Source organism: Limnobacter olei (assembly GCF_029087225.1).
In the GTDB taxonomy this organism is placed as follows: Bacteria; Pseudomonadota; Gammaproteobacteria; order Burkholderiales; family Burkholderiaceae_B; genus Limnobacter; species Limnobacter olei.
This window is the reverse complement of sequence record NZ_JARFJD010000009.1, coordinates 12470-32163: the sequence shown is the minus strand read 5'-3', so window position 1 is coordinate 32163 and position 19694 is coordinate 12470. Positions and strand designations below refer to the sequence as shown.

The 19694-nt window shown below is 52.0% G+C and carries 19 protein-coding genes; 6 read left to right on the top strand and 13 right to left on the bottom strand.

All coding sequences use genetic code 11. The annotated features are described in order from the left end of the window. Window positions 1–2: 2 nt before the first annotated feature. Genes PY990_RS06405 through PY990_RS06385 form a run of 5 tightly spaced genes read right to left on the bottom strand, consistent with a single transcriptional unit; the run spans window position 3 to window position 7198 of the window. Window positions 3–1847 carry an ABC transporter ATP-binding protein gene (locus tag PY990_RS06405; protein WP_275270912.1) on the bottom strand — a complete coding sequence of 615 codons (1845 nt, stop codon included), beginning with the start codon at window positions 1845–1847 and terminating at the stop codon, window positions 3–5. A 4-nt stretch (window positions 1848–1851) separates the two neighbouring features. Next, window positions 1852–3249: an ABC transporter permease gene (locus tag PY990_RS06400; RefSeq protein WP_275270911.1), complete on the bottom strand. Its 1398-nt coding sequence runs from the start codon at window positions 3247–3249 to the stop codon at window positions 1852–1854. 13 nt (window positions 3250–3262) lie between these two features. After that, window positions 3263–4240, bottom strand: coding sequence for an ABC transporter permease (locus tag PY990_RS06395; protein WP_275270910.1), 978 nt, complete (start codon window positions 4238–4240; stop codon window positions 3263–3265). Next, window positions 4240–6504 (bottom strand): ABC transporter substrate-binding protein, encoded by a 2265-nt coding sequence (locus PY990_RS06390; protein WP_413789509.1) that lies wholly within the window; start codon window positions 6502–6504, stop codon window positions 4240–4242. The genes PY990_RS06395 and PY990_RS06390 overlap by 1 nt, the downstream gene beginning before the upstream one ends. Window positions 6505–6562: 58 nt before the next feature. After that, window positions 6563–7198: a YcbK family protein gene (locus tag PY990_RS06385; RefSeq protein ID WP_275270908.1), complete on the bottom strand. Its 636-nt coding sequence runs from the start codon at window positions 7196–7198 to the stop codon at window positions 6563–6565. Between the two features lie 77 nt (window positions 7199–7275). On the opposite strand from PY990_RS06385, the gene gltX reads away from it, so the two are divergent. Next, complete coding sequence (gene gltX, locus PY990_RS06380) at window positions 7276–8697, top strand: glutamate--tRNA ligase (RefSeq protein ID WP_275270907.1); 1422 nt, start codon at window positions 7276–7278, stop codon at window positions 8695–8697. Then, window positions 8694–9908 carry an O-succinylhomoserine sulfhydrylase gene (locus PY990_RS06375; RefSeq protein WP_105028714.1) on the top strand — a complete coding sequence of 405 codons (1215 nt, stop codon included), beginning with the start codon at window positions 8694–8696 and terminating at the stop codon, window positions 9906–9908. The genes gltX and PY990_RS06375 overlap by 4 nt, the downstream gene beginning before the upstream one ends. Window positions 9909–9987: 79 nt before the next feature. On the opposite strand, the gene PY990_RS06370 is transcribed toward PY990_RS06375, so the two are convergent. From PY990_RS06370 to PY990_RS06360, 3 genes are all read right to left on the bottom strand, one after another. Then, window positions 9988–10317: an H-NS histone family protein gene (locus PY990_RS06370; RefSeq protein ID WP_275270906.1), complete on the bottom strand. Its 330-nt coding sequence runs from the start codon at window positions 10315–10317 to the stop codon at window positions 9988–9990. A gap of 79 nt (window positions 10318–10396) precedes the next feature. Further along, a complete protein-coding gene (locus tag PY990_RS06365) occupies window positions 10397–10990 on the bottom strand; it encodes an isochorismatase family protein (protein ID WP_275270905.1) in 594 nt (197 codons plus the stop codon). Window positions 10991–11077: 87 nt separating this feature from the next. Further along, on the bottom strand, window positions 11078–11827 hold the full coding sequence (locus PY990_RS06360; RefSeq protein WP_275270904.1) for an MBL fold metallo-hydrolase: 750 nt from the start codon (window positions 11825–11827) through the stop codon (window positions 11078–11080). Window positions 11828–11978: 151 nt separating this feature from the next. Between PY990_RS06360 and PY990_RS06355 the strand changes: the two genes are divergently transcribed. Continuing rightward, window positions 11979–12788 carry a sulfite exporter TauE/SafE family protein gene (locus tag PY990_RS06355; RefSeq protein WP_275270903.1) on the top strand — a complete coding sequence of 270 codons (810 nt, stop codon included), beginning with the start codon at window positions 11979–11981 and terminating at the stop codon, window positions 12786–12788. Window positions 12789–13058: 270 nt separating this feature from the next. On the opposite strand, the gene PY990_RS06350 is transcribed toward PY990_RS06355, so the two are convergent. Further along, window positions 13059–14375 (bottom strand): hypothetical protein, encoded by a 1317-nt coding sequence (locus PY990_RS06350; protein ID WP_275270902.1) that lies wholly within the window; start codon window positions 14373–14375, stop codon window positions 13059–13061. Between the two features lie 181 nt (window positions 14376–14556). After that, window positions 14557–15699 carry an acyl-CoA dehydrogenase family protein gene (locus tag PY990_RS06345; RefSeq protein ID WP_275270901.1) on the bottom strand — a complete coding sequence of 381 codons (1143 nt, stop codon included), beginning with the start codon at window positions 15697–15699 and terminating at the stop codon, window positions 14557–14559. Between the two features lie 127 nt (window positions 15700–15826). On the opposite strand from PY990_RS06345, the gene PY990_RS06340 reads away from it, so the two are divergent. After that, window positions 15827–16432, top strand: coding sequence for a TetR/AcrR family transcriptional regulator (locus PY990_RS06340; protein WP_275270900.1), 606 nt, complete (start codon window positions 15827–15829; stop codon window positions 16430–16432). 24 nt (window positions 16433–16456) lie between these two features. Here the strand turns inward: PY990_RS06340 and PY990_RS06335 are convergent, their stop codons facing one another. Beyond that, window positions 16457–16660 carry a YjfB family protein gene (locus PY990_RS06335; RefSeq protein WP_275270899.1) on the bottom strand — a complete coding sequence of 68 codons (204 nt, stop codon included), beginning with the start codon at window positions 16658–16660 and terminating at the stop codon, window positions 16457–16459. A 74-nt stretch (window positions 16661–16734) separates the two neighbouring features. Continuing rightward, window positions 16735–17058, bottom strand: coding sequence for a hypothetical protein (locus PY990_RS06330; protein ID WP_105028705.1), 324 nt, complete (start codon window positions 17056–17058; stop codon window positions 16735–16737). A 162-nt stretch (window positions 17059–17220) separates the two neighbouring features. Here PY990_RS06330 and PY990_RS06325 point away from each other — a divergent pair, with 162 nt between their 5' ends. After that, entirely contained in the window at window positions 17221–18924 is a 1704-nt protein-coding gene (locus PY990_RS06325; protein WP_105028704.1) for an acyl-CoA dehydrogenase family protein, read from the top strand. On the opposite strand, the gene PY990_RS06320 is transcribed toward PY990_RS06325, so the two are convergent. Further along, a complete protein-coding gene (locus tag PY990_RS06320) occupies window positions 18849–19319 on the bottom strand; it encodes a hypothetical protein (protein WP_275270898.1) in 471 nt (156 codons plus the stop codon). The two genes, PY990_RS06325 and PY990_RS06320, sit on opposite strands and share 76 nt — an antisense overlap. 119 nt (window positions 19320–19438) lie before the next feature. Here PY990_RS06320 and PY990_RS06315 point away from each other — a divergent pair, with 119 nt between their 5' ends. After that, entirely contained in the window at window positions 19439–19678 is a 240-nt protein-coding gene (locus PY990_RS06315; protein ID WP_105028702.1) for a DUF2798 domain-containing protein, read from the top strand. Window positions 19679–19694: the final 16 nt, after the last annotated feature.

Sequence of the window (19694 nt, the reverse complement as noted above, 5' to 3'; positions counted from 1 at the left end):
AGTTACAACACCGGGGCCGCATCAATCAATTGACGGGTGTACGCATGTTGGGGGTTGGCAAATAACTGCTCGGCCGAACCACGCTCGACTACATCCCCATGCCTTAATACGACCACCTCATCGGCCAGATACTGCACGACAGCCAGGTTATGAGTAATGAACAACATGGCTACGCCGGTTTCTGTTTGCAGGCGTTTCAGCAAGTTCAAGATTTGAGCCTGGACCGACACGTCCAACGCTGAAGTGGGTTCATCGCAAATCAATATTTTGGGCTCTGAAACCAAGGCTCGGGCAATCGCAATTCTCTGGCGTTGACCTCCCGAGAATTCATGAGGAAAACGGGCCAGGGCCTCCTCGGGCATGCTGACTTGGTCAATCACTTTCAGCACACGAGCCTTGCGGGCAGTCGCATCCAGATCGGGGCGCAAACTAAGCAATGGCTCTTCTAGAATTTCAGCAATTCGATGGCGTGGATTGAGCGAAGCGAAGGGATCCTGGAATACAAATTGAATTTTTGAACGCCAGCCGTTCGGCCCACGCTCTGCCCATTGGCGAAGCGGTCTGCTATCCATCAGCACATCGCCGTCTACTTTCGCATTGCTGCCCAACAGTCCCAGCAAGGCGCGGGCTGCCGTGGTTTTACCTGAACCCGATTCGCCCACCAAAGCCACGGTGCGGCCTTGTAGCAAGGTGATGTCGAGTTTGTTCAATACAGGTTTGAAATGCTTTCGCAGAAAACCACCCTTTTCAGGATAAGCCACCGACAAAGACACTGTTTGCAACACCACCCTCGAAGTTGCGCCTGAAAAACTGCCGCCCACCGAGTTCACACCACCTTCGCCAGGCTTTGTGAACGACAAATCGGCATGGTAAAAACAACGCACGGTGTGGGTTTGTGTGGCCGCAAGCAATTGTGGTGTGCTTTGGCTGCAATTTTCTTGCGCGTGCAGGCAACGGGCCGCAAACCGGCAACCAGGTTTGGGATTCACCAGCGATGGAACACGCCCTTCAAGCGCATACAAAGCCTTGCCGCGCTGGGCCTGACTGGGCAAGGACTTCACCAGTGCATGCGCATAAGGGTGGCGTGGTGCAGCAAAAAACTCTTCGGTGCTGGCTTTCTCAACCAGTTGGCCAGCGTACATTAGCCCCACCGTGTCTGCCATTTGCTTCACAATCGCCAGGTCATGCGTAATCAGCAGCATGGCCATGCCCTGCTCGCGCTGCAGGGTTTTCAATAAATCAAGTACTTGCGCCTGAATGGACACATCCAGTGCGGTGGTGGGTTCGTCCGCAATCAGCAAGTCAGGCTTGACACTCAGGGCCATGGCAATCATGACTCGCTGTTTCTGCCCACCCGACATTTCGAATGGGTACTGCTGCAAACGCTTTTTGGGCTCGGGAATACCCACCCGGCCCAGCCACTCTTGGGCCTCTTTCAATGCCTGTGGCTTGTTGGCCCCAGTGTGCAAACAAATAATTTCGGTCAACTGGTCGCCCACCGTCATCACTGGGTTCAAGCTTGTGCCCGGTTCCTGAAAAATCATGGCAATTCGTTTGCCACGCAAGGTACGCATGGCCGTTTCGCTGATGCGCAACACATCGGTGCTGTTTGAATTTGCACCTGCACTACTCTCATTTAACCTCACTTGCCCGGCAACAATTGCGCCACTGTCTGGCAGCAGGCGAGCAATGCTGAGCGCGGTCATGGACTTGCCACAACCCGATTCACCCACCAAGGCAAAAGTTTGGCCCTTTTCAATGGCCAGTGAAATATCGTCGAGCGCATGCACCCAACCAGCCTCACTGGCCAAGCGGGTGGTAAGTCCGTGGATGTTGAGCAAACTCATACGCTTACACCCTTACCAAAGATTGTTTTAACTGGCGCGCGCGTGGATCAAACGCATCGCGCACGGCGTCGGCAAACAGGTTGGCTGATAGCACCAGCAGCAACATGAATACAAATGCAGCCACCAGGCTCCACCACACAATCGGTTCCCGGCTTAGCTCAAGTCGTGCTGCATTAATCATGGTGCCGTAACTGAATGTGCTGGGGTCTACACCCACGCCGACATAACTGAGCACTGCCTCGGCCAACACCAGGCCTGAAAAATCCATCACCATGGCAATCAAAATGAGGTGCATCAAATTGGGCAGCAAATGCGAGAACAGAATTTTTGCGCTGGACACGCCACTGGCACGTGCGGCCAGAATGTAATCTTGCTCGCGCATTTTCAACACTTCGCCGCGAATCAATCTGGCAAGGCCGGTCCAGCTGGTCAAACCCAAAATGGCACACAGGAAAAACAGGCGCAGGTCGGCTTTCTCAATCGACGACGCGAAGGCATCCGGGTTGGCATCCAGTGCCACCTGCAGCATCAACACCGTGGCTGCAATCAACAACACCGAGGGAATTGAATTCAGTGTGGTGTAGATGTATTGAATGACATCATCGACCCAACCACGGAAATAACCCGCAGCCAAGCCCAAGGCAATGCCCACAGGCAGGGTAAGCAAGGTGGTCAGCAAACCAATCAGCATGGCAGTGCGCAGGCCTTTCAAGGCAATGTAAAACACGTCCACGCCCACTTTGTCGGTACCCAGCACATGGTAAGCCTCGGCCCACTTCCACACCACGCCACCCGCAATACAGAGTACAAACAAGGTCCACACCACGGCCTGATAAGCACCACTGCCAGTGAATACGGTAATGCTGTTTTGATGATCCGCCTGTGCCATAGCCCTGCGAATGATCCACAAGGCTGCCAGGAAAAATGCCCAAAGAACCGCACCACCCAAGGCGCCTTGATAAGCACGCTTGAGCAGGTCTTGCTCCTTCATGCTTTCATCAATTAAATGCGCACCGCCAAACTGCAAACGGGCGTAATCACGCACGGGTTTGCCGTCTACCTCCATGGTTTCCTTGCTCAAGGAACGAGTGGCCAGTGGTGCTGAATACGATTTCTCGCGCTGGTAGGCCAAGGGGCCCAAGGCCACATCGAGCACAGAAATAATGGGGCTGGCGTAACGGCTTTGCTGTTCCGCATTCAAGCGCAGATGAACACTGTCAAGCAGGGTGATGAGCACCGCCAACAACAGAACCACCAAACTGGCACTGGCAATTTTCGATTGGAACACCAAGCCCCACGAGGCACGTGAAAGCGGATTTTTAACAACGCTGCGGGCATACGCAAGCACGCCAAATACCAGCAGCCAGATGAGCGCATCAGTGAGTAGTAGAGTGGGCATCATCGACCTGCTCCCCTTATGCCAATCGAACCCGAGGGTCCGCGATGGTGTAAGCAATGTCAGTCAAAATCAAACCCACCAAATAAAGCACCGAACCAATGAATACCATGGCGCGCACAATTGCAAAATCTTGCGACTGAATGGCCTCGATGGTGTAGCTGCCCAAGCCTGGGATACCAAAGAAGGATTCAGAAATCAGCGAGCCCATGAACAACAGGGGAATGACTGTGACTGAACCTGTCAGAATTGGAATAAGACCATTGCGCAACACATGGCGGCCGAGCACCTGTACTTCAGACAAACCCTTGGCACGCGCTGTGCGAACATAGTCTTTGTTGATTTCTTCAAGGAAAATGGTGCGGTACCAGCGAGTACCGCCACCCAAACCACTGACCACGCCAATAATGACCGGCAGAATCAAAAAGCGCCAAGCATCCGAGCCCGAGTCGTAACCTGAGATTGGAACCAGCGCCAATGTTTTAGAAAACAGGTACTGCCCGCCAATAATGTAAAACAAACCGGAAATCGACATGGCCAACACGCACAGCACTACACCGGTTAAATCAAGGTAAGTACCACGGAAAAAGGTCAGCAACAGCGACAGCACAATATTCAGAAAGAGACCCAGCACAAACACGGGCACAGCCAAGGCAAGACTAGGCCCCGCACGTTTCACAATTTCATTGGCAATATTACGGCCATCGTCGGAACTGCCAAATTCGCCTACAAACATGGGCACCGATTTTTGAAAGAAAATGGTTTCACCGAACTTGGCAACACCTTCAGCCTGGCTGTTGTACAACAAAGGCAAGTCGTACCCTTTTTCACGCTTCCATTGATCAACCGATTCTTGCGCAACCCGCTTGCCACCCAAAGCCAAACGGGCCATGTCATCGGGGCTGTTCACTTGAAAAAACAGCACAAAGGTGATCAGGTTCACGCCCAACAATACCAGCAGGCCATACAGCACACGGCGCAGCAAATAGTTACCCATCAGCGCTTGCCCCCCGTGAGGTTTTGCACAGTCGCAGCCAAGTCTTCGCGAATACCCATGGCTTGTTCACGGCGCTTCCAGGCGGCCCAGGCGGGCCAAATGAACAGGACCAGTGCAAGCAACAACACTGGAATAGGCCACCATTCAGGCTGGTTCCATTCCTTTCGGGCCGCATCGCGTTTGGCGGTATCGATGGTTTTGTATTTGATGTTGTTGCGGGCCAGATCATTGGGTTTCACGTTGCCGTACCATTCGTGAATCAATCCAAACTGTTGCGGCACGAATGCAAACAACCAGGGCACATCGTCTTGAACCAGGTCGGTCATCTGCGAAATAATCGCGGCACGCTCTTCATTGTTGGACATGGTTTTCATGCGCTCGAACATGGCGTCATATTGCGCGTTGGAATAGTTCGAGGCATTCTCCCCTGCAGTTTTGGCGCGGCTGTTGGGGCCGTAGAGCAGGAACAAAAAGTTTTCGGGATCGGGGTAATCGGCATTCCACCCCAGGAAGAAAATTTGAGCATTGCCCTTGCGGATTTTTTCCTGAAAACGGTTCCAGTCGGTGGCGCGAATATCCAATTGAATATTCAGCTTGGAGAACTGCTTGCGGTACCAATCGAAGCGGGCTTTGTCGCCTGGACCCCCACCAGTTGTATCGAGCGCCAAGGTTAAGGGTTGCCCCGTTTTTGGATCAATTCCATTGTCATAACCTGCTTGTTTCAACAAGGCCAAGGCTTCTTCAACTGGCTTGCGTACCGGCTTGCCATCCACCAGGTTGTACACCTGCGTGTTGTAGCCAGCCTCACCCTCCTCGTAGCCAAATAAGCCAGGCGGCACCGGGCCGTGGGCTGGCACTGCTCGACCATTGGTAAAAATTTGCGAGAATTCCTCCCAGTCCATGGCAATTGCAATGGCTTGGCGCAGCAACTTGGCACGGCGCGCTTCTTCGGCCGAATTGCCTGGCCCCACCACCGGGTCTAGCCAATTGAAACCCAAATAGAACATGCTGGTGGCCAATGAAGTTTCCAGCCGAATGCCTTTCTCGGCCATTTCCGGCGTCAAGGCGGCATCGCCGTCGGCACTGGCGCGAATTGCCTGATCGAATGTATCGGCACTGACACCCGAGGTGTCGTAGTAGCCTTGCAAAAACTTGTTCCAATACGGAATGCCCTCTTTCTCGCGCGTGAACACCACACGATCAATAAAAGGCATGGTCTTGCCGGCATCGGCCAGCAGACCTTTGGCCTCGTCACCCGGCTCGCCCTCGCTTGGATACGGCTCACCGCGGTGATTCGGATTGCGCGACAACACCATTCGGGAATTCGGGTCGTTTTCGGTCAGCATGTACGCGCCAGTGCCCACGGGCCACCAATCCAGCACCAGGTTGTTTTCTATGAATCCTTTTTGACTGTAAAAAGCATCTGCTTCCCAAGGGATGGGTGCAAAAAACGGCATGGCCAGCCAGTAAATAAACTGGGGGTATTTGCCGTTCACCCGAATTTCGAGCGTGTGGTCATCCAGCGCCTTGGCACCGGGCAAATCGAATTGGCGCAAATCAAGCCAGGGCAGATCAGCGGTGGCGGGTGGAAAGGCACTGCCGGTTTCTTTCTGGATTTTCTCTTTCAGCGCTTTGTCGTGTTCTTGCAAGGTTTTCGACAATTCGCCCAGGCCAACCACGTAATCGCCCATGTGCCCCAGAATTGGAGACACGATTCGGGAACTGGCAAGGCGCTTGATTTCGTACACATAATCGTGCGCAGTTAACTCGCGCGTGCCCTGCTGCTCAAACTGCAAGGGGCTGCTGTACTTGCGGGCTTCATCGCCCAACCGGTGATACAGAAGATTGCCCTGGGCATCTTTCGCAAAGGCGGGATGCGGTTGATATTGAATGCCAGGTTTTAACTTAATCGTGTACACACTGGTTTTAACTGCATTCAGCGGTGCATCGTCAGGCAGCACATTGCCAGCTTCATCCAGATACACCGGAACAGGCATTTCGGCGGCGGCGAGAGGTTCAAGCTGATACGGCCGTTTCAAGTAGTGGTACTGAAACAGTGGTTCGTAAATTTGGTAAGTGAATTCCGCTTCATCCGATGTATAAGACTGCGCGGGGTCCAGATGCTTGGGGCGAGCCGTGAAGGCGGTGTAAAGGGTGTTTAGCTTTTTGTCTTGCGAGGTTTCAACATACGGATTGTTGGGCGCCTTGCCACATGCATTAAGCGAGAGGGACAAAGCCACCGCCACTGCGAAACTGCCTGTAATGCGACCGAAAACTACCAAAAAACCACCCTCGCACTGTTGTTTTTTTAGATGTCTTTATTTAACCACGCCAAACACGCTCCGGACCAGTGTCAGCGTGAATCCAGCCACCTTTTGCACCAACTCGGAAATAGAAGCCGACGCCACCAGCACGGAATCCCTCAACCAGTTCACCCAACACCTTGGGGTGCAAGCCGGGCAGTCGAAAATCTACGGCCTGACCTTTCAAATGCAGGGAATTGCGGGCTGCAGGCAGACCTTTCTCGATTAGACGGGCATTTGTTTTGGGGCTGCGATAACCGGAGGTAATTTCAACTGGCGCCACAAAGCCGTAGCGACGCACAAAAGCCTGCGCGGCCCACAGCGTGTCGATAATTTGAGTGTCCATGCGGAAAATCTGATTTGCCTGCACGTCTCGAAGCAATCCACAAATCTGTTCATAGGCGATTGGGTTAAGATGTCCGTCTTTCCAGTAGGTAATGTTCAAGCGCTCGCCCGATTGTGGGCGTACCATTTCAAGGGTGCGCGGTTGCAACCAAAAGGTCAGGTCAACCAGTCCCGGATCGAACAAATCGGGCGGCGGCTCCAGATCCGAACCAGCGGCCAATACGCCACGGTTCAAAAAGGGTTCTACCGAGCCAATAACAGCCAAAGTACTTACTGCTTTGATGAATGAACGCCGGTCGAAATTGTGCATTGCCATAACCTATTGCCGCAACCTAAGAATTTACTTGAACTTATAATATGAGTTCTTTGAAAAAAAGTCACTAATCCATGTCAACAGATCGCCAAAATCAAACAGTTCGCACCCGTTTTGCCCCTAGCCCAACAGGTTATTTGCATTTGGGTGGCGCCAGAACCGCCTTGTACAGTTGGGCTTTTGCCCGCCATCACAAGGGGCAGTTCATTCTTCGTGTGGAAGACACCGATGTTGAGCGATCTACTCCCGAAGCCGTTCAGGCCATCATGGATGGCATGGCCTGGCTGAATCTGGATTACGACGAAGGCCCGTTTTTTCAAATGCAGCGCATGGACCGCTACCGTGCCATGATCGACAAACTGCTGGAAAAAGGCGATGCCTACCTTTGCTACTGTACGCAAGAAGAATTGAATCAAATGCGTGAAAAGCAACGGGAAAATGGCCAACGCATTCGTTATGACGGTACTTGGCGCCCAGAAGCAGGCAAGGAGTTGCCTGCCCCGCCTGCCGATGTGAAACCGGTTGTGCGTTTCAAGAACCCCTTGACCGGCGCGGTAAGCTGGGACGACTTGGTGAAAGGCCCCATTTCAATCAACAACGAAGAAATGGACGACCTGATTATCGCCCGTCAGGATGGTACGCCCACGTACAACTTCTGCGTGGTGGTCGACGACTGGGAAATGAAAATTACCCATGTGATTCGCGGCGATGACCACATCAACAACACCCCGCGCCAAATCAATATTTTGAAAGCGTTGGGTGGTGAGCAACCTGTGTATGGCCATATCCCCATGATTCTGGGACCAGATGGCGAAAAGCTTTCCAAGCGCCACGGTGCGGTGAGTGTGGTGCAGTACCACGAGGAAGGATTTTTGCCCGATGCCATGATCAATTACCTGGCTCGCTTGGGCTGGAGCCACGGCGATGATGAACTGTTCAGCCGTGAACAATTGGTCGAGTGGTTCGACTCGACCAACCTGTCCAAATCGGCCGCCCAATTTGACCCGGAAAAACTGAAATGGGTGAATGCCCATTACATGAAGCAAGCCCCCAAGGCGATGTTGCTTTCTGATTTGCAAACCCGCCTTGAGAAAGACAGTGTGAATACAGCTGAAGGCCCCAAACTGGTCGATGTGCTGGATGTGGTGCTGGAGCGCGCTTCCACCTTGGTGCAATTGCGCGACGAAGCAGCACTGTTCTACAAGGTGCCCAGTGTAAATATCGAGGAATTGAAACCCATGCTGGACGAAGCAGGCGTGCGCGCAGCACTGGCCGACTTCAACGAAGGCTTGAACACCGTGGAATGGAATGTGGAAGCACTGAATGGTTTGGTGAAAGCCACGATTAAAAACCATGGCCTGAAAATGCCGAAGCTTGCAATGCCGCTGCGCTTGATGTTGACTGGCATTACGCAAACGCCTTCAATTGACAAAGTCATGAATTTATTGGGCAAGCACACTGTACAAACTCGAATTGCGCAAGGACTGCAATCATGAGCAACAACAAACCCAAGGCAAACCCGGCCGACTGGGCCACCGCCACGCAGGCCATTCGAGCAGGCAGCCACCGCACTGAGTTTGGCGAACATTCCGAGGCGATGTTTTTAACCTCCAGCTTTGTGTTCGACAATGCAGCGCAAGCCGCAGCCCGCTTTGCTGGCACCGAAGAAGGCAATGTGTACGCGCGCTTTACCAACCCCAGTGTGCAAATGTTTGAGCAACGCCTGGCTGTGCTGGAAGACACCGAGTATTGCCTGGCCACGTCTAGCGGCATGGCCGCCATTACTACAGCCTGCATGGGCTTGTTGAATGCGGGCGACCATATTGTTGCTTCCAAGGCTTTGTTTGGCGCAACCGTGCAGTTGTTTGTGAACATCCTTTCCCGTTTCGGGATTGAAACCACATTCGTAGACGGTACCAGCATGGAAGCCTGGGAAAAGGCGATCAAGCCCAACACCAAGCTGTTTTACAGCGAAACGCCGTCAAACCCACTCACCGAAATTCTGGACATGCGTGCGCTGAGCGATCTGGCCAAAAAACACGGCATTTACAACGTGGTGGACAATTGCTTTTGCACACCCGCTTTGCAAAAGCCGGTCGATTTTGGCACGGAAATCATCATTCACTCCGCCACCAAGTACCTGGACGGCCAAGGCCGAGTACTAGGCGGCGCCATTTGCGGACCAAAGGACTTGCTGAAAGACAAAATTCTTCCCGTGCTGCGCACAGCGGGCCCTACGTTGTCTGCATTCAATGCCTGGGTGCTGTTCAAAGGTCTTGAAACGCTGAACATTCGCATGCTGGCGCAATCTGCGGCGGCACTTGATATTGCAAGCTGGCTTGAGGCACACCCTGCGGTGAGCAAGGTTTACTACCCCGGTCTGGAAAGCCACCCGCAACATGCACTGGCCATGAAGCAGCAGAAAACTGGCGGTGCCATTGTGTCGTTTGAAGTGAAAGCAGCGAACGAAGACGAAGCACGCGCCAAGGCTTGGCATGTAATTGACAGCAGCCAGCTGATGTCAATTACTGCGAACCTGGGTGATACGCGAACCACCATTACGCACCCCGGTACCACAACCCACGGACGCCTGAGCGCGGAAGCACGCGAAGCCGCGGGCATCAAGCAAGGCCTTATTCGTTTGGCGATTGGGCTGGAAGATGTTGCCGACTTGAAGAAAGACTTGGCACGCGGCTTGGGGAAGTAATCAATTAAGCCAAGCAGCACTCAATAAAAAAAGCCGCCGGTGACCACCGGCGGCTTTTTTCATATTCCCAAAAACAATGTTAGACACGCATTTGGTCTTCGGACATGCCTTTAGCCATGGCTTCCTTCATCCAGTTCGGGCGCTTGCCGCGACCAGACCAAGTGAGTGAAGAATCTTGGGGGTGACGGAAGCGCACAGGCGCTGGGCCCAATTCACGCTTGCCTTTGGGTTTGGATCCACCCAGTTCGGCAAACAACTCCTCAAGTTTCAAACCTTTTGAAGCAGCGAGCTTCTTGACTTCTTCGATGGCTTGCAATTTTGAACTGCGTTCATTCAATTCTTTTTCAATGTCTGATTTCAATTGCTGAAGTTCAGAAGCACTTAAAGCAGATAAGTTTAGTTTTTTCATTTTTACTTTTTAAAAAAATTATTAACAAGCCCAATTGTAATTAATATTATTATTAATCACAAATGCGAAATTAAATTGATTACTTAATAAGGTCAAGTGCAAACTTAAAGTGCTCGTTTTCTGCACTTTCCAACCATTCAAATACCACCATTTCGGTGGTCACCAATTCGGCACCATTACCAGCCAAACGATCAAAGGCTGCATCACGATTTCGATCGGTTCTCGAGCCACAAGCATCCGTGACTACCCACACTTCCATTTCTTCGTTCAATAAGTCGAGCGCGGTTTGAAGCAAACACACATGTGCCTCGACCCCCGCAATCACAATACTGGGTCGCTCTGATTCCAGGTTGTTCTTTTGTAAATGCTTGGGCAAGCTGCGTGCGTTGCCAGCTGGTGCTTTGCTAGTCAACAAATCAATCAAGCCCTCAGGGCAAGCGCTGAAGTGGGTTTTACGCATGGTGGCTTTGCACAATGTTCCAAGGGCAGGCACAAAAGGGCCAATTTTGTCGGGCATGTGCTCGGTACCAAACACGGGTACACGCAGCTTTTTGGCCAAGGTAGCCAATATCAGGGCATTTTTATAAACTTCATCGGCCTGGTGAATGGCCGGCATCAGTTTTTCTTGATAATCGATTAGAACAAGTTGACTGGATTCGTGGTTCAATAACATTCGATGTGAAAAGCAAAAGTGCAAAGCAAGAGCATACAAGGTAATTCACATCAAAAACACCAGGCACGGAACAACTCAATCATTGAATCAACCCTGTTTACTTTCTGTAATCTGTTGACAATATTTTTCAAGCTCTTCAGGCAAATGGCTTGGACAAACCCCACATAGACGATTGCCTGGCACCGCATAATCAATAAATTTGGGATAAGGCAAATTCAGATTACGCATGATCTCGATAAACTCCTGAAGAGTTTTTTGCTCACTCAGGCGAGGATTTCGGTTTTTCTCTTGCCCTATCGAAGAAACACGTCGATTTTGATAATCGTGGCCGGGATACACCAAAGTATCTTCAGGCAAGCGAAACAGTTTCTCTTTGACACTTTTGTACAATGTGGGGGCATCCCCGTTCTGAAAATCAGTTCTGCCGCAACCATCAATCAGCAAAGCATCACCAGTAAATACCCGTTCCCCAAGGTGATAGGAAAAGTGACCATCCGTATGACCAGGTGTGTGCAGTGGATCAATTCGCACAGTGCCCAAAACAAATGGTTTCCCCTCCTCTATCGCGTGGTCAGTGCATGGAAGCCGATCAAAGGCAGGCGCTGCAATTTTGCTACCTACCTTTTGTTTCAATTCAAGCGCAGCTGTAATGTGATCTGCATGAATGTGGGTATCCAAGGTATAGGCCAGTTTTAAACCGAGCTCATTCAAGATGGCGAGGTCGCGGTCCATCACCGAGACAACCGGGTCAATCAAAATGGCCTGACCGGTTTGCTCGCAACCCACGAGGTAGGTGTATGTGCTGGAGACGGGCTCAAAAAGCTGCTTGAAAATCATTCTCTAACCTCAATACCTTATATATGCGCAAACACGCATATAATAGACTCTTCTCTTGTTCTTGTCGCCTGCCGCACGATACTCAGGGACACACTGGCAATATGTTCAGCATTCAACCCTTTCCGAGAACATTTCTAGAACAGGCAATTGCATGATTGGTACCTTGGCTTTGGGGCTTTTAGTAGGTTTGGTCATGGCACTGACTGGCGCAGGCGGTGGTGTGCTGGCTGTGCCTTTGCTGGTTTTTACCACGGGCCTGCCTGTGCAAGAAGTATCACCAATTGGCCTGCTAGCCGTGGGCCTTGCCGCCACGCTGGGTGCAGCGCTGGGTTTACGTGCGGGTGAGGTTCGCTACAAAGCAGCGGCCCTGATGGGTTTTGTGGGCTTGCTTCTCTCGCCTGTGGGTTTTTGGGTTGCCCAACAAGTGGACACCCAGGCATTGGGGCTGGCCTTCGCGATAGTGTTGCTTTGGGTTGCATTCAATGCGTTTCGGGGCGCTGCCAATTCTGAAATGAATGTGATAGATGCGCCGCCTGATTCCGGAAAAAGCAAATGTCCCTGTATCCGCAGCCCGGAAACCGGGCGCTTCATTTGGACTTGGCCCTGCGCACGCGCACTGGTTTTCTCGGGTGCAGTGGCCGGCTTTTTGTCAGGCCTGCTGGGCGTAGGCGGCGGCTTTGTGTTGGTGCCTGCCCTGCAGCGTTTTACCAACCTGAGCGTACAGTCAGTCACCGTGACCTCCTTGGCAGTAATCGCAATTGTGTCGACATTCGGAGTGCTGAACAGCGCAAGCGCCGGCGCATTCAACTACCAAATAGGCATTACTTTTGCTGCTGCCGCGCTGAGTGGCATGTTGGGTGGCCGGTTGATTTCAAACAAAATGCCAAGTGCCCAGTTGAAAAAGGCATTCGGTGCGATGTGTGTTGTGGTCGCAATTTTGATGGTGATCAAAAACACCTGAATCTGTCAGAAACCGGGCGTGATCCCAAAACCTACGGTAAATGCCCTTGCACCCTGGAAAGTGCCGTAGTCGCTGCCATAAAAAAGTATGACCTTCACCAAACACTCCGTTTGCTGACAAATTACTCACAGTATTCTGAAAGGAAATAATGGGGGTTTAACAATGACGCGTAACCAACGTGACTATTGTTTACGGGATGGTCTATTTTTTTAAACTTTCACCCCCAACTGTTCTGGTCGGGGGATTTGAAGTCGGACCTCGAGGTAAAGCTTAAACAGGCAAGGCACCAGTTAATGAATCGAGCGGCCCCAGTCCTCCGCCGTCAGTTGAAATTGGCAGGGCACCGGTCAGCATATCCAGTGGCAATGCATCTGTGGGCAGTGCCGTACCTGAGCCCGAATCGCCAGAACTGGCGCTATCGCCACCCAATACCTCTCCCACCGTGCCAATCAAGCCAGTGGGGTCTTGGGCGGAGGCATCGGTCACAGCGCCACCCAGTGTTTCAACGCCATCGGCCAAGGTATTGACTCCGTCTCCCACGGCACTCGTGACTGGATCCAGAGGGGCAAGCGCGGCGTCTTCAGCAGTCAGGTCAGTCAGCCCTTCGCTTACTTCATTCAGGGTACCGGGAATACCATTGGTGTCACTTGTGTCGTCGCTCGTGCCCACGATCGGGGCAAGGATTTCTGATGTGACCGGCGCCAATGGGCTGTCATCGCCAGCCAGGGTGTTACCCACATCGGCCAAACCTTGCGCAACGCCATCCACAGCGCCAGAGTCCGAACCCAACGTTTCTGTAAGGGGATCAACCAATGGTGACAAAGGCGTGTTTTCAGTGCCGCTGTCCAGCCCTGTCGAAATTGAATTCACAGCACCAACCAACCCACCAGCATCCGAACCATCGCCACTGCTGGGGTCGCCTACAACGCCTGCAAGCACATCAGTCAAACCGGTTGGATCTTGATCCGAAACTCCACCAATTGCACCGCCAACCATACCAAGGCCGTCCGAGACTGCATCTGTGGCCCCCGCCACAGGTGCCAAGGGCGTTTCCTCAAGGCCATCACCTATTGCTTCGACACCACCGGCCAAACCACCAGCACCGCTACCACTTTGGCCAGCGCCACCATTGTCATCGTCGTTGCCCAGCAAAAATGCGCCTGCAGCCACTGCGCCCAGGCCAGCGGCTGCGCCTCCGCCCAAACCACCAGCCAATAAACCAGCACCAACCAGGCCTGACATTTCGCCTGTGCCCTGTTCGAGAATGGCAGATGAGACATCGTCATCAATGTCGTAAAGTTCAACACCCTCAGTGAGTGCCACCACTTTGGTACGCGAAGCCGCGCCTGCTACGTCTGAGCCAATCTCCTCCAGACGCGCTGCCGCGCCAGGCTGCAGCACCAGTAAAGTATCGCCTTGTCCAGGCCCACGCGCAGGAATACGGATTTCCATGGGAGTGGCCGAAGTGTTTGAAATTTCATCGCCCCACTGAAACAACTCCGCATCAGCCACAACCTGGCCATTGCGGGTAATGGTTGGGGTCGCATTCGGGGTTTGAATTTTCGCAACTGGAACTTGATCGATCATGGTGTGTATACCTGTAAGTTTTCGGATACAAGTCATACACAGAAACGGGATATTCAGATTCGAAGATTGTTACTAAATTTCGTTAATTATGTTTAACACAATAATCATTCAAGTATTGATCAACATCGCGTCAACAAAAAAAAAACCCGTCAATCGACGGGCTTTTTAAAGTCAAAACAGCTTACAGCGAACGCGCGATGATTTCTTTCATGATTTCGCTGGATCCACCATAAATGCGCTGAACACGGGCATCCGCGTACATCTGCGCAATCGGGTACTCCATCATGTAACCGTAGCCACCGAAGAACTGAAGGCATTCATCGATCACCTTGCATTCAAGCTCACTCAAATGCAATTTGGCAATCGATGCGGTTGCCGCGTCCAGCTTACCCGCCACCAACTTTTCAATGGAGTTGTCAATAAAGGCCCGAGCCACGACAGCTTGAGATTTCAGTTCAGCCATTTTGAAACGGGTATTCTGGAACTCGAAAATGGATTTGCCAAAAGCTTTACGTTCTTTCGTGTATTCCAGGGTAATTTCAATGGCCATTTCAATCGCAGCCATGGCACCCACACCCAGCATCAAGCGCTCGTAGGGCAACTCAACCATCAACTGCATGAATCCCATTCCCTCAGCACCCAATACGTTTTGGGCTGGAATGCGCACATTGTCAAAGAACAATTCGCAGGTGTCTTGCCCTTTCTGGCCAAGTTTTTCAAGAATTCGACCTACTTTGAAACCTTCGGCTTTCTTGGTCTCCAGCAACATCAACGTGGTGCCTTTGGCGCCTGCGCTTGGGTCAGTTTTGGTAACCAGAATAATCACGTCGGCCAGATAACCATTGGAAATGAAAATTTTGGAACCATTCACTACATAGTGATTGCCCTCTTTCACCGCGCTAGTGCGAATGCCCTGCAAATCTGAACCGGCACCTGGTTCGCTCATCGCAATCGCGCCAATCATTTCGCCGCTTGCCATCTTGGGCAGGAAGTATTGTTTCTGTTCCTCAGTGCCATGATTCAAAATGTACTGGGCTGCAATTGCATGCACATGCACACCGAATGAACGGTCGCCGCTGTAGGCCAATTCTTCAAACAACACGGCCATGTGCGTGAAATCACCACCAGCACCACCGTATTCTTCAGGAATATCTGCGGACAACAAACCCATCTCACCAGCTTTTAACCACAGTTCGCGATCCACATGCTGTTGTTTGGCCCATTTGTGCTGATTGGGCTTGATCTCGGTTTCAACGAAACGGCGGATGTTGGAACGATAAAGTTCGAGGTCGGAATTCATCCAGCTGGGCTTGGGATATCTCATTTGTCTCTTCACACTCTCAAAGTTATAGGTCACATGACCGAATGTCGTAAAGCGATTATAGGTCACGTGACCTGTTTGTCAACAATCAGGTCAATATTGGGGGCAATTTTTGAGTTAAAGTACGCACATGAATACACACGCCACCACCGACAAAGGTCACATTCGCTCGCAAGAGATTTTGCGCACCGCACAGACCATACTGGCCAGCGAGGGCTATGCGGGCTTAAGTATGCGCGGCGTAGCTACCCAGCTGGGCATTTCGCTAAGTACCGTTCAGCACTACTACACCAACAAGGAAGCGCTGGTTGAGGCCTTGCTGACCTATGTGATGGACAACTATCAGGCCGCGGTTGCGCAAGTGATGAATGCGATGAGCGATAAAAGCCAGCTTGAGCGATTTAAAACAATCATTGATTTGATTCTGATTGAAATTCGCCGGCCTGAAACCTTTGGTGTGTTGGCAGAAATCTACGCCTTGTCGAACCGCTTGCCTTTTGCGGCACGTTTGGTCGAGGCCGTGTACGCCAGGGAGAGAAAAGAGATTTTCAAACTAATTTATGGCCTGGAGCCAAAAATCAGCAAGGCAGAATACAAGTTGAGGGCCGCAATGATCGTTGTTCAAATACATGGGCTGGTTTCACAATTGGCCCAGGACAACGACCCGAGCCTTAGCCGCAGGCAACTTGAGCAAGCGGCAAAACAAAGCTTCTTGATGCTGGCCACCAAAGCCTGACCAAAGCCACGTATCGCCTGATGTTCAGGCGTACACGTTCAATTTCGTACCCAAATTACCACTGGTGGCCAGTGCGGGTGGCTGGGGAATCGACTGGATGAGTTGCGCCACAGACGACTCAGCAATTTCCATGGTTTTCTTGAACACTGCAATTTGGCCCTGTTGAATTGATTGCGCTTGCTGCATCTGAACCGTGGCATTCACCACGGCGGCGGGGGACACATCCATTGCTTTTCTCCGTATCTGTCATTTCGATAACGGCAGCCTGGGCTGAAACTTGAGTGCTTTATCAGGCCGGGGTTTTAGTGCCCTTTTTTGGCACGGTCCAGTATTTGAACCACCAGTTCACTTCGAATTTGCTCGCCACGCTCTACGTTCTGCGCATGCAACAACACGTTTTCCTCAATGAGTTTCGCCATGGAGCTGAGCAGCACATAGATCAGGTCTTCAGCCTTAAACATGGCTGCATTTTGAAGAATGTTCAAAGCCCCCAAGCAGCAAGAATGTCGTAGCGCCATTTCATCCACAGCCAGGTCCCCATAATCAAGCGGGTCCTCCTTGGCAACTTCATTGACCAGCATCACAAGGGTGTTCAGATCAATTTCAACTTGATGCGTTGTTGCCATGGTGTTTCTCCGTGGTGAGCACACCTTCGTTCTACCATAGCGCTGTACAAAAAACCAGCACTGAATGGATGTAATTTCACCCCATTAATTACAAGTATTTGCATTTATGATTAAATTGAGTAATTATTAATAAATACTCCAAGAATGACAGGGATGAATGCCATGAAAACCGCCAAAGAATTGCAAGCCAGCCCAATCGTGGGCGAGACCCACCAGGTACAGAATGTTGCCAACGAATTGCACAGCTACAACCTGTTTACCACCGATGCCGCCCTGCTCGAAGGTGTGAAGCGCGAGGGTGGCGCCTGGGGCGTGTCTGAAATTGCCGCTTTTGGCGAAAAGTGTGGCAAACCGGAATACCTGGAGCTGGGTTTTCTGGCCAACAAATACACCCCTGAGCTGGACACCCATGACCGCTTTGGCAACCGGGTCGATTCCGTGCGCTACCACGGTGCTTACCATGAGCTCATGAAATCAGCCCTTGAAGAGGGCTTGCACAGCCAGCCCTGGACCCACCCACGCGAGGGCGCACATGTGGTGCGCGGTGCCAAGGCATTCATGCAAAGCCAGGTGGAGGCCGGGCACGGCTGCCCCGTCACCATGACTTTTGCCTCCATCCCAAGCTTTCGCTTACAGCCTGAAGTGGCTGCCATTTTCGAATCGAAAATATTGAATCGCGGCTATGACCCCCGCAATGTGCCCATCGATGAAAAACAGTCCATTACTGTGGGCATGGGCATGACCGAAAAACAAGGCGGCTCGGATGTGCGGGCCAACAGTACAATGGCCACTCCTGTGAACCAGCCAGGTGCCGGGCAAATGTATTCACTGGTGGGGCACAAATGGTTTTTGTCTGCCCCCATGTGCGATGTGTTTTTGATTCTTGCGCAAACCGCTGCCGGTGTCTCTTGCTTCGCAGTGCCGCGCTGGTTACCCGATGGCACGAAAAACGCTTTGAACGTCATTCGCTTGAAAGACAAAATGGGCAACAAGTCCAATGCCTCCAGCGAAGTGGAATTTCGCGGTGCCCAAGGTTGGCTGATTGGTGATGAAGGCCGTGGTGTACCCACCATTATCGAGATGGTCAGCCTGACCCGTTTTGATTGCATGGGTGCATCGGCGGGCCTCATGCGTGCGGGCCTGGCCAATGCCATTCACCATTGCAAACAACGCGCGGCGTTTGGCGCCAAGCTGATTGATCAACCGTTGATGCAAAACGTACTGGCCGATTTGCAACTGGAATACGAAGGTGCCATGGCTTTTTCCATGCGCATGGCCCGAGCACTGGACAAAAAAGACAGCGACGAGCATGAAGCACACCTGGCCCGCCTGGCCACCGCTGTGGGCAAATACTGGATTTGTAAACGCGCCCCACAACACAGCTATGAAATCATGGAATGCATTGGCGGCAGTGGCGTGATGGAGAATTCGATTTACCCGCGCCTGTTCCGCGAAAGTGTAATCAACCCGATCTGGGAAGGCAGCGGTAACGTGCAATGCCTGGATGTACTTCGCGCCATTGGCAAAACCCCGGCGGTGCTCATGGCCTTCAATGCAGAATTGAACAAAGCACGGGGAGGCAATTCCATTCTTGACCAATACCTGGATGGCTTGAACCAACAATTTATGCAGTTAAACCCGACCGATATGCATGGCCTTCAATACAGCGCCCGAACCATGGTGGACCAAATGGCTTTGGCCTTTGAAGCATCGCTGTTGGTGCGCCATGCACCCACCGCTGTGAGCGAAGCATTTTGCGCAAGTCGCCTAGCGGCCCAAGGCCACCACAACTATGGCGCTTTGCCCAAAGGCGTGAATGTGAAATCGATCATTGAGCGAGCCGACCCAGGCGTTGTTAAAGCATAGTTCCATTGGACTGGAATCGCCACACTCCGAGCCCTGACCGACAGGCAATGCACCATGTCGTGAAAGGGCTTTCGCATGCGGGGTGTGGGCCAATACAATTGCCCCGCCAACGCAGGTTGTTGACTTAAAATTGCTTCAATCGCGGGTATGCAATCGTTCCACACCATGGCATTGGGCCAAAGCATAGCGGCCCATTCAATGGCCTCCAGCTCAGCCAGCACCGAACTGAATGCCTGACAGGGCGCACTGTATAAATCCACTACCTCGCCATTCTCCATGCACACAGCTGCCATGCAATAGCGCCCCTGCCCCGCACCTGAGGCATCCACCAACACATGCCGCCCGACGTTAAACACCGCCGCAGTTCGATTTTCCGGGGCCACCCGAAATACCATGAAGACCACCCTTTCTCAAAAAGACCAATCTGACAACAAAAGTGAGAGTGTTTACCCTGAGGGTTACTACCAGCAATTGTCGCTAAAATGCCCAAATTCGAGCACCACCACAATACAACATGAACGCCTTACCCCAAGCCCAACCCGGAAAATTGTTCCAACTAGTCTTTGCACTCATCATGGGTTTTCTCATGGTGGGTATCGTTACTTTCGTCACCACCGCCAGCAATTTCGGCTTCGGCGGTAACTTTCTGGCCACTTGGGGAAAAACATACCTGATTGGTTACCTGGCTGCGGTGCCCGCCATTTATTTGCTTGCCCCCATCGCGCGGCGTATCACGACCCAACTGCTGAACTAATGCACTGAAGCAGCAT